The 14367-nt window shown below is 42.4% G+C and carries 11 protein-coding genes; 8 read left to right on the forward strand and 3 right to left on the reverse strand.

Features of this window, described 5'->3' with window-relative positions:
• Nucleotides 1-157: 157 nt before the first annotated feature.
• Entirely contained in the window at nt 158-307 is a 150-nt protein-coding gene (locus CDC33_RS38435) for a hypothetical protein (protein ID WP_181373926.1), read from the reverse strand.
• A 479-nt stretch (nt 308-786) separates the two neighbouring features.
• Between CDC33_RS38435 and CDC33_RS07760 the strand changes: the two genes are divergently transcribed.
• The 4 genes from CDC33_RS07760 (at nt 787) to CDC33_RS07775 (ending at nt 9069) form a co-directional block, all read left to right on the forward strand.
• Nucleotides 787-1545 (forward strand): sucrose-phosphate phosphatase, encoded by a 759-nt coding sequence (locus CDC33_RS07760; RefSeq protein WP_109007997.1) that lies wholly within the window; start codon nt 787-789, stop codon nt 1543-1545.
• A complete protein-coding gene (gene ruvA / locus CDC33_RS07765) occupies nt 1545-2177 on the forward strand; it encodes a Holliday junction branch migration protein RuvA (protein ID WP_109007998.1) in 633 nt (210 codons plus the stop codon). The genes CDC33_RS07760 and ruvA overlap by 1 nt, the downstream gene beginning before the upstream one ends.
• A gap of 180 nt (nt 2178-2357) precedes the next feature.
• Complete coding sequence (bioF, locus tag CDC33_RS07770; protein WP_109007999.1) at nt 2358-3527, forward strand: 8-amino-7-oxononanoate synthase; 1170 nt, start codon at nt 2358-2360, stop codon at nt 3525-3527.
• Nucleotides 3528-3996: 469 nt separating this feature from the next.
• Nucleotides 3997-9069, forward strand: coding sequence for a PAS domain S-box protein (locus tag CDC33_RS07775; protein ID WP_109008000.1), 5073 nt, complete (start codon nt 3997-3999; stop codon nt 9067-9069).
• A gap of 154 nt (nt 9070-9223) precedes the next feature.
• Here CDC33_RS07775 and CDC33_RS07780 read toward each other — a convergent pair whose 3' ends face one another.
• The gene (locus CDC33_RS07780; protein ID WP_109012489.1) at nt 9224-9832 is read right to left on the reverse strand and encodes a hypothetical protein; all 609 of its coding nucleotides are present in this window, start codon (nt 9830-9832) and stop codon (nt 9224-9226) included.
• A gap of 311 nt (nt 9833-10143) precedes the next feature.
• Nucleotides 10144-10731, reverse strand: a complete 588-nt coding sequence (locus tag CDC33_RS07785; protein WP_109008001.1) for a thylakoid membrane photosystem I accumulation factor — start codon at nt 10729-10731, stop codon at nt 10144-10146.
• 126 nt (nt 10732-10857) lie between these two features.
• Between CDC33_RS07785 and CDC33_RS07790 the strand changes: the two genes are divergently transcribed.
• The 4 genes from CDC33_RS07790 to CDC33_RS07805 all read left to right on the forward strand — a co-directional run bounded on the left by CDC33_RS07790 (nt 10858) and on the right by CDC33_RS07805 (nt 14186).
• Entirely contained in the window at nt 10858-11100 is a 243-nt protein-coding gene (locus CDC33_RS07790) for a hypothetical protein (protein WP_109008002.1), read from the forward strand.
• Between the two features lie 93 nt (nt 11101-11193).
• Entirely contained in the window at nt 11194-12531 is a 1338-nt protein-coding gene (locus tag CDC33_RS07795; RefSeq protein WP_109008003.1) for a Mur ligase family protein, read from the forward strand.
• Nucleotides 12532-12662: 131 nt separating this feature from the next.
• Nucleotides 12663-13481 carry a type 1 glutamine amidotransferase gene (locus CDC33_RS07800; protein WP_109008004.1) on the forward strand — a complete coding sequence of 273 codons (819 nt, stop codon included), beginning with the start codon at nt 12663-12665 and terminating at the stop codon, nt 13479-13481.
• Nucleotides 13482-13562: 81 nt separating this feature from the next.
• The gene (locus CDC33_RS07805) at nt 13563-14186 is read left to right on the forward strand and encodes a Uma2 family endonuclease (protein ID WP_109008005.1); all 624 of its coding nucleotides are present in this window, start codon (nt 13563-13565) and stop codon (nt 14184-14186) included.
• The last annotated feature ends 181 nt before the right edge of the window (nt 14187-14367 follow it).

Consider the following 14367-nt stretch of genomic DNA (forward strand, 5'->3'; position numbering starts at 1 on the left):
AGTCGTCGATCATTTCTAAATAGCAGTTTCAACTCTTTTACCCACATTTTTGTCACAGTTAAACTGTCACAGTTACCGACATCCCGCCCCGAACTTTAATTCTGGGCTATGAGACTCGGAATTCATTCCGAGGCAGGATAGAAACGCAGTGCGAGATTTATTCATTCGGTTGGTGGATGTTATGGAGACATGTTAACCGCGATCGCAAGCAGTAGAGTAATTTAAATAAATTGTATTCTTGTAGAGACGGCGATTCATCGCGTCTCTTGTAGAGACGGCGATTCATCGCGTCTCTTGCCTTAACCAAACATTATTCCCACCTCTCTACATTGTTTTTCAGTCCTACGTCTCTGTAAACATCTCTCAAATTTAAACATTAGTTGTCAAAGTTTGAATGTTTGCAGCTAATGCTCTTCCATATATAAGAAAGGCTTAAGTATTTGCAGCAAACATATAATTAGTTGTTGCAAACGCTTAATACTTTGCAACAAACACTCTTCCATATATAAGAAAGGCTTAAGTATTTGCAGCAAACATATAATTAGTTGCTGCAAACGCTTAATACTTTGCAACAAACATTCTTCCATGTATAAGAAAGGCTTAAGCATTTGCAACAATCATTGTAATGAGCTTATAAATCCATTTATTACGTGAAATATAACAATGAAAGCAGTTTTTGCAAGAAGGAATATATCTGCTAGCTGATTTTTTATTAAAGCAGACTACATCTATGCTTTCTTTAAATAAGTGCAAATTTGATGTTAAAGCAAAGCATAAGAGATGATTATGACTAAATTCCTTTTCGTAACAGATTTGGATGACACCCTGGTGTATCGCACAGTAGGCGATGACAGCGCCTTAGCAGAACTAAATCAACTGCTGAGTCAACATCGCCAAGAATATGGTACAAAAATTGTTTATTCTACCGGGCGATCGCCTGTACTTTATAAAGAACTCCAAGCTCAAAAAAATCTTTTAGAACCCGATGCCCTCGTTCTTTCTGTGGGTACAGAAATTTACCTAGATGGTACTGATACTCCAGACTCAAGTTGGTCAGAAATCCTCTCTCCGGGATGGGAACGGGAAACTATCTTATCTATTACTCAAAAATACCGGGAGTTAGTTCGGCAACCAGATTCAGAACAGCGTCCCTTTAAAGTGAGCTTTTTTCTAGAACAAGATGCATCTGCAAATTTTTTACCACAGCTTGAAGCGGAGTTGCAGAAATATAAATTAAATGTAAAGTTAATCTACAGTAGCGGTATTGACCTTGACATTGTACCCCATACCAGCGATAAAGGTCAGGCAATGCAGTTTTTACGCCAAAAGTGGAAATTTGCAGCTGAACAAACAGTTGTCTGTGGTGATTCAGGTAATGATATTGCTTTATTTGCTGTAGGCAACGCACGGGGAATCATTGTAGGGAATGCCCGAAAAGAGTTACTCCAATGGCACAATGAGCATCCCTCTGAACATCGCTACCTGGCAAAAAGTTTTTGTGCAGGTGGAATCATTGAAGGCTTAAATTATTTTGGTTTTTTGTAATGATTAGTTATCTAAAAGGTATAGTCGCTGGTATCCAAACAATTGGCGCTAATCGCGTGATTCTGACTCTAGAAGTGAATGGCTTGGGGTATGATTTGCAAGTTCCTCAACGGCTAGCAAACCAGTTACCAGAGTCAGGAGGAGTGGCACAAATTTTTACCCATTTGCAAATTCGTGAAGAAGTGCCCTTTCTATATGGCTTTGCGTCGCCAGCCGAACGCGATTTATTTCGCCACTTACTGACTGTTACTGGTATTGGTGCAGCCTTAGCGATCGCCCTCTTAGACACTCTGGAACTACCAGATTTAGTCCAAGCAATTATCGCTGGTAATACGCAAATCTTAATTCAGGCTCCCGGTGTCGGTAAAAAAATCGCTGAACGCATTTGTTTGGAACTGAAAAGCAAATTAGTCGAGTGGCGCAAATCAGCCGGGTTCTTCGTCGCCACAGGTGGCCCAGCACCAGGAATTCTCGAAGAGGTGCAAATGACCCTCTTCGCCTTGGGATATACTGCCCATGAAGTCAGTCACGCCCTGCATGTAGTAAGTGAAGACATCGGACTACCCAAAGATGCCTACGTCGAAGATTGGATTAAACAAGCGATCGCTCATCTCAGCAGCGAACAAGTTTAATGGGCATGGGCATTGGGCATGGGGCATTGGGCATGGGGCATTGGGCATGGGTTATTTATTCTCTTTGCCCCCTTATCCCCCTCATCCCCCTCATCCCCCTCATCCCCGTGACTGCTGCTTTATCAACTTTAATCTCAACACCCTCATCCCCTTCATCCTCCTCATCTCCCTCGATGCCCCATGCCCACCGACCCTTATGCCTGGCTAGAACATTCCTTAGCAACAATTCATCGGGCTGACTGGTATCGTTCGGTACAAACAATCCACGGTCGTCCAGGTGCAACGGTGGTTTTAGCTGGGCAAGAGGTAATTAATTTTGCCAGCAATGACTATTTGGGATTGACTGGGGATGAGCGATTGATGGCAGCCGCAACTGCTGCGATCGCAGAATTTGGCACTGGTAGTACTGGTTCTAGATTACTCAGTGGGCATCGGGAATTGCACAGAGGATTAGAGGAGGCGATCGCATCTACCAAACAAACAGAAGATGCCTTGGTATTTAGTTCAGGGTATCTAGCGAATTTGGGTACAATTACCGCCATTGTTGGCAAACGTGATTTAATTTTATCTGACCAGTACAATCATTCCAGTCTGAAAAATGGAGCAATTCTCAGTGGTGCAGTATTTGTGGAATACCCACATTGTGATATTGCAGTTTTAAAAACTCAGTTGAGTCAACAGCGACAAAACTACCGACGCTGTTTGATTCTTACTGATAGCGTCTTCAGCATGGATGGCGATTTATGTCCGTTGCCAGCATTATTGGCGATCGCTGATGAATTTAACTGTATGCTACTAGTTGATGAAGCTCATGCCACTGGGGTACTAGGAAAAACTGGCGCTGGGTGTGTGGAACATTTTGGATGTACAGGAAAGCAGTTAATTCAAGTTGGCACTTTGAGTAAAGCTTTGGGTAGTTTAGGCGGGTATGTAGCAGGAAGTAGCGCCTTAATTGACTTTTTGCAAAACCGCGCACCCACTTGGATTTACACCACTGGGCTTTCACCTGCTGATACGGCGGCGGCCTTAGCAGCAATCAAAATAGTCCAACAAGAACCGCAACGCCGTGCCCAATTATGGCAAAATGTACATCACTTGAAAAATTTGCTGCAACAACAGTTACCTAATCTAAAACTATTACCTTCAGAATCACCTATACTATGTTTCCAATTGTCCAATGCAACAGATGCCCTCAAAGCTGGAAAACAGCTAAGAAATGCTGGCATTTTTGCTCCAGCAATTCGTCCCCCAACAGTGCCGACAAGTCGGATTAGAATATCTTTAATGGCAACTCATGAAGCAGCACATATTGAAAAATTGGTAACAGTGCTGAAGACTGTGATTTATTGAACCAGAAGATATATCGGATGTTTAAAATCATCTTTATTTTGATATTTGTTATAAACTTGGGTTAATGCATCTCTTGGAATTTAGTATTTATTAGCAGCAAACCGATGTTATATAGGAATCGTATTTGATTTTGGAAATTATCTAGGTGGGCGGAGAGTAGGGAATTGTACTGAGCGACTTGCCTTGAGCGAAGTCAAAAGGAGCCGAAGTAGTAGGGAGTAAGGGATAAAGAATTAGGCTTTTCGATCTGTACCGAGCTTTTTCATAAATCAAATATTAGTCCGATAAATATATAAGATAAGTAATAAATTCTGGCTTTAGATACTATATTACTGGGTAATTAACCTCTCACCACAGAAGTTTTATAAATAAATAAAAATCTATCTAGAGATAAATTCCTAAAAATTGCAAACTAGCTTAGGGTGTATAGAGCCTTTGCAATAAGTATTGGTTATTCCAAAACATTTTCATGCCCCATATTCGTTATTCTCAGTTACTGCGTTATGGCATTGTTGTATTAATTGTCGCACTTGCATTAGTGCTGATGTTGATGCTAGACCCCTGGTTAAGCATGAGAGAAACTCCTTTCTTGCTGTTTTTTAGCGCTGTAATGGTGAGTGGTTGGTATGGTGGTTTGAAATCAGGGCTGTTAGCAACTTCCTTGTCTGCGTTACTGAGCGATTACTTTTTTCTCCCTCCAGCTTATGATCTGAGTTTTGACTTATCCAATTTCGTGCGAATTGGGTTGTTTGCATTACAAGGATTGCTCTTTAGTATCTTATGTGAGGCATTAAAGACTGCTAAAAGCCGGGCTGATGGAAATCTCCAAAAGCTCAGAGTTTGTGAGGAGCGATTTCGATTAGCGTTAAGTAGTTCAGATATCGTGGTATTTCAACACGATCGCGATTTGCGATATCAGTGGATTCATAATCCTCAAAGTCTAAACACTGCTGAGGAAATGCTGGGTAAGTCTGATGATGAACTATTTCCAGCCTTAGTAGCAGAGCAATTGAGGGCAATTAAGCAGAAGGTACTAGAAACTGGTATTTCAACCCGCCAAGAGGTTTATCTGACAATTGATGGAGAAAACCGTTACTACGATTTGCTGATTGAACCGCTAAGAAATGTAGACAATAGCATTCAAGGTATTACCTGTGTAGGTGTAAATATAACTGAGCGCAAGCAGGCAGAACTAGAAAAAGCCACGTTACACCAAGAACTTCAGCAAGTGATTCAGCAAAAAGACGAATCTCTGGCGTTACTCAATGCTTGGGTTACTAGTTCACCAGTGGCGCTGGCTTTTCTCGATACTGAACTTCGCTACATTCATGTTAATGAAGCGTTAGCAGCTACCAATGGTGTACCACAAAGTCAACATATTGGTCGCACCTTTAGGGAAGTACTACCGGAATGGGCAGCTCAAATTGAGCCTGTTTTTGAGCAAGTGATGGAATCTAGGCAACCCTTGCTTAATCAGGAAGTGAGCGGTGAAACTAATCCTTCTGGAGTATATCGTTATGGTCTTGTCAGCTATTATCCGGTGTGTTTGCCGGATGGACAGTTATTAGGAGTAGGCATTAGTTCAATTGATATTACTCAACTGAAACAAACTGAGCAAGCACTGCAAGAAAGCGAAGCGAAGTTTCGCAGTGTGGTTGAGTCTAATATGATTGGTATTGGCTTCTGGCATAGAGACGGCAGGATTACAGATGCTAACGATGCCTTGCTAAATATGGTGGGTTATACCCGTGAAGAATTACTTGCCGGAGAACTTCGTTGGCAAGACCTAACTCCTAAAGAATACCTGCCACTTGATAAGCAAGCATTAACTCAATTTCAAAACGATTCCTTTTGCACCCCCTTTGAAAAAGAATATATTCGTAAAGACGGTTCGCGCTTCCCAATTTTGGCGGGTGGTAGCCACTTTGAAGGGACTGTAGATAGAGGAGCTTTTTTTGCTCTTGATATTACAGAGCGCAAGCAGGCTGAAGAAAGGCTTCGCTATATCGCCCAAATTAGTAGTTTACTATCTACTTCGCTAGATTACGAAGAAACCTTACAACAGATCGCCAAAATATCAGTTCCCCAGCTTGCTGATTGGTGTAGCGTTGATGTTCTAAATGAAGATGGTTCTATTCGCCGTCTACCCATTGCCCATGCAGACTCATCGAAAGCGGAGTTAGCGCGTAAACTTCAGGAGTATGTGCCAGATTACAAGGGTGCAAGTGTAATTGCTAAAGTACTGCAAACTGGGCAAAGTGAATTAATCTCAGATATCTCTGACTCGCTATTAGTGGCAAGTACTCAGAATCAGGAACACTTAGAACTTGTTCGGCAATTGGGGATGAAGTCTATGATGATTGTGCCGTTAATCGCACAAGGGCGAGTCCTCGGCACTATTAGTTTTGTCAGCACCCAATCAAACCGTCGCTACGATCGCACTGACCTAACTTTAGCAACAGAGATTAGCCATCGGGCTGCCTTAGCAGTGGAAAATGCCCGACTTTATCGAGATATCCACCAGGCTTTAGTCCATTACGCCGAATCTCTATCTCTTCTAGATGCGCTCTTAGGCGCTGCTCCCGTTGCGGTATGCTTTTTGGATCGGGAACTGCGATATATCCGAATTAATCAAGTTTTCGCTGACATTAACGGTTTGACCATAGAAGAACATCTAGGACGCAAATTTGGGGAAGTTTTGCCAGCGATGGCGGCTGAGTTGGAGCTACAATTACAGCACGTGTTGGATACTGGAGAACCCCTGCTGAATGTAGAAATCAGTGGTAATACAAGGGAACAACCAGAACGTTACGGCTACTGGCTGGGCAACTATTATCCGGTGAATAATCCAATGGGAGAAAGGATAGGGATTGGAATTATTTTGGCAGATGTGACAGCAGCAAAGCAAACAGAAGTTGCCTTACGAGAAAGCGAAGAAAGGTTCCGGGCAATGTTCAACCAGGCAGCTGTTGGCATTACTTTAGTAGGGTTGGATGGACAATTTCTTCAAGTTAATCCTGCCCTATGTGAAATTACTGGATACAGCCATGAAGAGTTAATCCAATTAAACTTTCAGGAAATTACCCACCCTGACGATTTAGAAATTGATTGGGAAAATGCTCGGCAAGTTTTAGCAAAAGAAATTAGTGGTTATTCTCTAGAAAAGCGCTACATCCGCAAAGATGGTTCTATTGTTTGGGTAAATTTAACTTCATCAGTAGTTTGGGATGATAACGGACAACCAAAGTATGCTTTAGGCATTATTGAAGATATTAGCGAACGGCTTGCCGCGCTCCGCGAGCAGCAAGCTGCGCTTTGCGAACGCCAACGAGTTGAAGCCACACAACAGTTTTTAGTCGAAGCCAGCACCTTACTAGCTGCCTCATTAGATTATGAAGTCGCCTTGGAAAGTGTGGCCAATTTAGCAGTTCCCACCCTAGCTGACTGGTGTATTGTAGATGTTTTCCAGAAAGATTGGTCAAGTAAACAAATTGCGATCGCAATTGCTAATCCCAGAAAACAAAATATTTTAGACGAAATCCAACGGCGTTATTCACCCCAAACCAGAGCAAAACAACTTGTGTGGCAGCTACGGCAGGGAATATCTGTCTTTTACCCGGAATTTTCCGACTCTCATCTTATACAGATGGCTGAAGACGAGGAACATCTACAATTGCTGCGAAGCCTGGGTATTCGTTCTCTAATGGTGATTCCAGTCCGTTCCCGTGGGCAATTATTCGGAGCAATCTCTTTTTTTACAGCCGAGTCAGGTCGGCATTATCAACAGACAGACTTGGCTTTAGCAGAGGATATTGCTCGTCGGGCAGCAATAGCGATTGACAACGCCAGACTCTACCAAGAAACTCAACGGTCTGTCAATCGCACCATACTTTTGCAAAGAATAACTGCTGCCTTCTCCGAAGCCTTAACTCCCCAACAGGTAGCCGATGTAGTGGTGAACCAAGGCATTGCCGCCTTAGAAGCTACTGGTGGTTCCGTTGTCTTACTTACTGAGGGAGGTACTACCCTAAAAGTTGTGCAAGCAATTGGCTATCCGCAAACACTTATAGATACTTGGGAGACTTTTCCCATCACAGCACCTAACCAAATAGCAGAAACAGTCAGAACTGGGCAGCCGGTTTTTTTAGAAAATTTAGCAGCCATGATTGCTAGATATCCCGACTTAGCAAATATTGTGACTGTTATAGCGAATAATGCCTGGGCTTCTATTCCCTTGGTAGCAGAAGGCAAAGTAATTGGGGCTTTGGGATTCAGCTTTACTCCTCTTCAAATATTTAATGAAGAAGACCGGGGATTTATGTTGACACTGGGACAGCAGTGTGGCCAAGCGATCGCCCGCGCTCAACTTTACGAAGCCGAAAAAACTGCCAGGGCACAAGCCGAGACAGCTAACCGGATTAAAGATGAATTTCTTGCTGTCCTTTCCCATGAACTTAGAACTCCTCTAAATCCGATTTTAGGATGGGCGAAGTTACTCAGAACCCGCAAGTTTGACGAAGCCACAAGAATCCGGGCATTGGAAACAATCGAGCGTAATGCCAAGTTACAAACCCAACTGATTGGAGATTTACTTGATGTTTCGCGGATTTTACAAGGTAAAGTCAGGTTAAATCTTTATGCAGTGGATTTGAAAGTAGCGATCGCAGCTGCACTAGAAACGGTGCGTTTAGCAGCAGAAGCCAAATCAATCGAAATAAAAACGGTGCTAAGTCCTGATATCGGCAAAGTTTTGGGTGATAGCGATCGTTTGCAACAAGTAATGTGGAATCTCCTCTCCAATGCCGTTAAATTCACACCCACAGAAGGACGAGTAGAAGTGCGTCTAGAGCAAGTTGGGTCAGAAGCTCAAATTCAGGTGATTGATACAGGTAAGGGAATTATGCTGGAATTTTTGCCTTACGTATTTGATTACTTCCGACAAGCAGATGCCAAGACAACCAGGATATTTGGCGGGTTGGGATTGGGGTTAGCAATTGTGCGTCATTTGGTAGAACTTCACGGTGGTACAGTTCAGGCAGAGAGTCTAGGAGAAGGAAAAGGAGCTACCTTTACAGTCAGACTACCTTTGCTCAAAAACTCCGAGTTACGAGTCAGCAGTGATGAAGCTTCTCAACCAGAACTAAGTAATGACGACACATTACTTGCTGGAGTAAAAATTCTGCTTGTGGACGATCAAGCAGATGTGCGAGAGTTTTTTAGCTTTGCGCTAGAACAATATGGCGCAACTGTAACCCTAGCTGAATCAGCAAGTGAAGCGCTGGAAATACTAACTCAATCAAAGCCAGATATTTTGTTAAGCGATATTGGAATGCCCATAATGGATGGCTATATGCTGCTGCGCGAAGTGAGAAAATTACCGCCAGAACAAGGTGGGCAAATTCCTGCGATCGCATTGACAGCTTATGCTGGAGAAATTGACTATAACCAAGCAATGGCAGCTGGATTTCAAAAGCACCTACCGAAACCCGTCGATCCAGCAGATTTAGCTAGTGCGATCGTCAATCTCATCGCGCAGAATTAATTTTGAAAGAGGCAGGGGGCAGGGGAGGAAAGAAGGTTATTTATTGTTCAGTAATTCTTCTCTCCCCCTGCTTCTCTTCTCCCCCTGCCCCCCCTGCCTACCTCAACCAAAAAATTCCTTAACCAAACAGAGCATTGCCCCCCTGCCTCTTCGCTCAACCAATAGGCCGATTACCAGGATTGACTGCATGAATATATTCACTACCCGATTGCGGTCTTCCTCGTTTATAACAAGCTTCTTCTGGTTTACCCCATCCTAGCTGCAAAATCATTTCCAAAAAGTTAGAATTTTCCCACTTGCATAAACTTGCCCATTCTGTTATTTGAACAATTCTTTCTACATCAGATGTAACAATTTTTTGGTATTGTTTATTATTATTGAAACTTAAGTATAAATCCATCCCCATAGAGACTTCATACCAAAATTCTACAATAGAATTTTTAGCAGTTTTTAATATTTCTAAGTCACTGGTGAGGGCTATTAACTCGCTGTCTACTTCGGGATAGTTTAAGTTTTTACCTTTGACTGTTACCTCACGCCAAATAATACCTGAAACTTGGTTTTCCCTTTGATATTCATGAATTGCAGCTTTGAAATCTTGATAGGCAGTGAACTGTTGCAGCCCATCAGTCATGAGAAACTGGTCAATTACAGGATTGCCAGAGACTGGTATTTCTAATTTTAGGCGTTTTCCGTTGAGGCAAGCTTGGCGTTCGGCTGCCAAAATTTTAATTAGCTCCTGAGTCGTGTAAACCTTTGACATTAGAATACACTCTAGTTTGTCATTAGTCATTAGTCATTAGTCATTTGTTATGGACTATAGACTATGAATTAACTTTCGTAAGAATTTAAGAGTCAGAATAGTTAAAGAATCAGAAGAATACTTGATACATCAATTTACTGATCGTACTGCATTCCTTTTAAATTCTGATTTCTGACTCCTGGGTGCTGAATTCTTGCTAACTTTCTAATCTGTTAACACAGATATTTCAATATTATGCTTTGAGAACGATGGCAATGTAGTAACAGATATCACTAAAAATTAGGGCAGACCAATTTGGCCTACCCTATAAGTTACTTAGCTAACTCACTACTAAACTCATTAAAGGCTCGCCGTTTTAGCTGTGCTGTTTCAGTGCGTGGTACTAAATCAAAGATTTTACGAAATTCGTCGTCTATCTCTTCAAAAGGTACTTGACCTTTTTTATTTAAAACGACTTCACCTGATTTATTAAACACCACAACTTGAGGAACAGCCCCAGAATAGTAATATCCTGCTTCTGTAGGGTCGTAGGTCTGTTTAAGCGGGATAGCATCTACACTAATCGGCATAATTTCTGCTACCCGACCATAGAATTCCTGTACTCGTGAAATGGAAATAGCATATCTTTTGGAATCGCTGCTGTCATCCAAATAAAAGGCCAAAAATATGGGTTTATGTTCCGCTAAAGCCTGTGCCAATGTCTGTCTGGGAGGAACCAATGAACCGTTGCCAGCATAAACGACAAAAATGTTGCCATCATATAAATCATTATTAAGACCAGCAAATGCAGGTTGCATACTTATAATGAAAAGACTTGCAAGCAACAACAGGCACTTGGACAACCACCTTTGCCAGCCAGTAATTTGTTTATGTAAAAAAAGAAACTTTGTGGTATTCATCAAAAGGAACCTTGCAAGCTATTAGTTGTCGTGAGTTTGTGCTGAATTCGGCAAACTGGGCTGGATATGTAATTACGCCCGCGCACTACTTTTTAAGATAACGCCTACTGAGATTATCTCTCGTAAGTGGATGATGAAGATGAACGGAGTTCCGAGGTGGATGAATCCAGTTCCGAGGTGGATGAACGGAGTTCCAAGGTGGATGAATCCAGTTCTGAGGTGGATGAACGGAGTTCCGAGGTGGATGAATCCAGTTCCGAGGTGGATGAACGGAGTTCCGAGGTGGATGAATCCAGTTCTGAGGTGGATGAACGGAGTTCCGAGGTGGATGAACTAAATTCAAACTCTCCCCTGCTCCCTGCATCTTGATTTTGAGGCTGGCTTTTTCAGCCAGGATTCGCTAAACTCACAAGATTAAATTTGCACTTTTAATTAGCAACGCCAGAAGACTAGGGTACGAATGTGGGAAACAAAATACAATTCATAGATAGGCTGCGATTGGGTTTCGCGGTGTCAGTAGCAAAAAGTGTAACGTTTATAGTGCGATCGCTCCGTCTGGGTGCTGCTAGTGTATTACCAGGCTCGATTGCTCGTCGCATTGAACCCCGACTTTTACAATTATTGAGTCAGCAAGTTAAAAACGGAGTGATTTTAATTGCTGGTACTAACGGCAAAACCACTACAGCCCTGCTTTTATGCACAATACTAGAACGCAAGGGTTTTCGCGTCACTCATAATTCTACAGGTGCAAATCTGGAAAATGGCTTGATGACGGCGCTTTTAGAAAGCACCAACTTACTAGGTACGCTAAATACTGATTACGCCATTTTGGAAGTTGATGAAAATATTGTCCCAAGAGTATTAACACCACTCCAGCCGCGAATTATTCTTTGTTTAAACTTGTTCCGTGACCAACTCGATAGGTATGGCGAAGTAGACACAATTAGTAAACGTTGGACAAAAGTTATTTCTACGCTACCACCAGAAACGGTAGTAATTCCCAATGCGGACGACCCAACTTTATCTAACCTCGGTCAGCAGTTACCCCAACAGGTGTTATTCTTTGGCTTGAATGAACCAGAACATTATTTAGAAGCAATTCCTCACGCCGTTGATTCTATTTATTGTCCCAAATGTGGACATTCTCTAGATTACAAAGGTGTTTATTTGTCTCATTTGGGAGATTTTACTTGTCCTAAGTGTGGTTTTAGTAAAAGTAAACCGACTCTCGAAAGTAGTGAATGGTCACAAATTCTGGTTGGTTTGTACAACAAATATAATACTTTAGCTGCTGCTACTGCGGCTATTGAGTTAGGAGTTGATGAAGTAACAATTAGAGATACTATTAATACCTTTCAAGCTGCCTTTGGTCGGGCTGAAGATTTAGTAATTAATGGTAAACGGGTGCGGATATTGTTATCAAAAAATCCTGTAGGAACGAATGAAACCATTCGCGTAGTTACTCAAAGCACAGATAAAACCACACTGCTGGTATTAAACGATCGCACACCCGATGGTACTGATGTATCCTGGATTTGGGACGTAGATACCGAGAAATTAGTCGAACGCGGCGGGACTTTAGTAGTGAGTGGCGATCGCGTCTACGATATGGCACTACGTCTACGTTACAGCCAAAAGTCCCCTGAGAGTAACTTAAATTTAATTGTGGAAGAAGATTTGCGACAAGCGATCGCTACTGCATTAGAGCATACACCAGAGAATGAAACTCTGCACATTCTGCCCACCTACTCAGCCATGCTAGAAGTGCGAGAAGTTCTAACTGGGCGGAAAATTCTTTAAATTGGGGAGTAGGGAGTGGGGAATGGGGAGTAGGGGTAAAGAAAAGAGAAATTATTTCCCCAATTCCCCATTCTCAATTCCTAATTTCCCACTCCCTACTCCCCATTCCCTATTCCCCATTCCCTAAATTTATGAGTTCTCAAAATTTGGAATTAACAATTGGTTGGTTATACCCGACGCTGATGAGTACCTATGGCGATCGCGGTAATGTAATTACTATAGAACGTCGCGCCGAGTGGCGGGGATACGATGTTAAAGTGTTACCCCTAGATCAAAATTCCACAGCCGCAGATATAAAAACTGTAGATGTAATCGTTGGTGGTGGCGCACAAGATCGTCAGCAAGAAATTGTCATGCGTGATTTGCAAGGTGCAAAAGCTGATGCGATGCGCGAGAAAATCGAAAATGGAACACCAGGAGTATTTACTTGTGGTTCACCCCAATTACTGGGACATTATTATGAACCAGGCTTAGGACAACGGATTGATGGTTTGGGAATACTCGATTTAGTTTCCGTGCATCCTGGTGAAAATACTAAGCGTTGTATTGGTAACTTGGTAATTGAAGTGACAGCTTCACGCCTAGCGCAAGATTTAAAAGAGATGACGGGTAGCACACCATATTTGGTAGGCTTTGAAAATCACGGCGGACGTACCAAGTTGGGAAAAGTGGAAGCCTTGGGGCGAGTGGTGTACGGTTTGGGAAATAATGGAGAGGATGGGACAGAAGGAGCATTTTATCAGAATGCGATCGCTACTTATTCTCACGGCCCTTTGTTACCGAAAAATCCCTTTGTCGCTGATTGGTTAATTCAAACAGCACTGCGGCTAAAGTATCAGCAACAAATTACCTTAAAACCTTTTGACGATAGCCTCGCTGCACAAGCACGAGAAGCGATGTTTAAGCGATTGAAAGTGAATTTACCAAATGCTGCTGCTGCGAAAGTTTAACCTCAGTTCGCTGATTAAGCCTCTCTCCGTGTCGGGGAGAGGTTTGGAGAGGGGTCAAATTTGACATAAAGAGGGCAAAGTATGACTCAAGCCTTAACCAAACAAGTAACATTTGATGAATTTATCGCCTGGTATCCCGAATCTTCAGACAGGCATTATGAACTACATGATGGGGTAATTGTTGAAATGCCTAAGTCAACAGGGAAGCACTCAGAGATAGCCGGGTTCATCAATGGTTCTTTGTTTATTGAAATCACCCGTCTGTCCATCCCTTGTTTTATCCCTAAAGAATGCGTCATCAAGTCAATTAACACTGATTCAGGTTATGAACCAGATGTAATCGTTCTTGATAGACAAGCTATTATGGATGAACCTCGTTGGAAAAAAGAATCTATCATTACGCGGGGTAGTTCCGTGAAGTTGGTTGTAGAAGTTGTTTCAACCAACTGGAGTGATGATTATGCTTTGAAGCTAGAAGATTACGAGTCTTTGGGTATTCCTGAATATTGGATTGTAAATTATCTAGGTTTAGGTGGTAGGCGCTTTATTGGCAATCCTAAACAACCAACTATCTCGATTTACCAATTAATTGAAGGTGAGTATCAAGTTAGGCAATTTCGGGAAAATGACCTCATTCAGTCGCCAGCGTTCCCAGAGTTGAATTTAACTGCTGAACAGATTTTTCGGGCTGGAGAAGTCGCGTAAACAAGGGCTAAAAAAGTAAAAGAGTATCAAAGACTCGTCCACGAGTATTAAAGACTCGTCCACGAGTATCAGAGACTCATCCGCGAATATCAAAGACTCATTCGCGAGTATCAAAGACTCGTCCGCGAGTATCAAAGACTCGTCCACGAGTATCAAAGACTCGTCCGCGAGTATCGAAGAC

The sequence above is a fragment of the Nostoc commune NIES-4072 genome (assembly GCF_003113895.1).
Taxonomy (GTDB): Bacteria; Cyanobacteriota; Cyanobacteriia; order Cyanobacteriales; family Nostocaceae; genus Nostoc; species Nostoc commune.

Excerpts from the sequence above, each read along its gene's own strand:
- CDC33_RS07775 (WP_109008000.1), top strand. The coding sequence starts at position 3,997 with ATGCCCCATATTCGTTATTCTCAGTTACTGCGTTATGGCATTGTTGTA.
- CDC33_RS07785 (WP_109008001.1), bottom strand. The coding sequence starts at position 10,731 with ATGAATACCACAAAGTTTCTTTTTTTACATAAACAAATTACTGGCTGG.
- CDC33_RS07760 (WP_109007997.1), top strand. The coding sequence starts at position 787 with ATGACTAAATTCCTTTTCGTAACAGATTTGGATGACACCCTGGTGTAT.
- CDC33_RS07800 (WP_109008004.1), top strand. The coding sequence starts at position 12,663 with ATGAGTTCTCAAAATTTGGAATTAACAATTGGTTGGTTATACCCGACG.
- CDC33_RS07780 (WP_109012489.1), bottom strand. The coding sequence starts at position 9,832 with ATGTCAAAGGTTTACACGACTCAGGAGCTAATTAAAATTTTGGCAGCC.
- CDC33_RS07805 (WP_109008005.1), top strand. The coding sequence starts at position 13,563 with ATGACTCAAGCCTTAACCAAACAAGTAACATTTGATGAATTTATCGCC.
- bioF (WP_109007999.1), top strand. The coding sequence starts at position 2,358 with ATGCCCACCGACCCTTATGCCTGGCTAGAACATTCCTTAGCAACAATT.
- ruvA (WP_109007998.1), top strand. The coding sequence starts at position 1,545 with ATGATTAGTTATCTAAAAGGTATAGTCGCTGGTATCCAAACAATTGGC.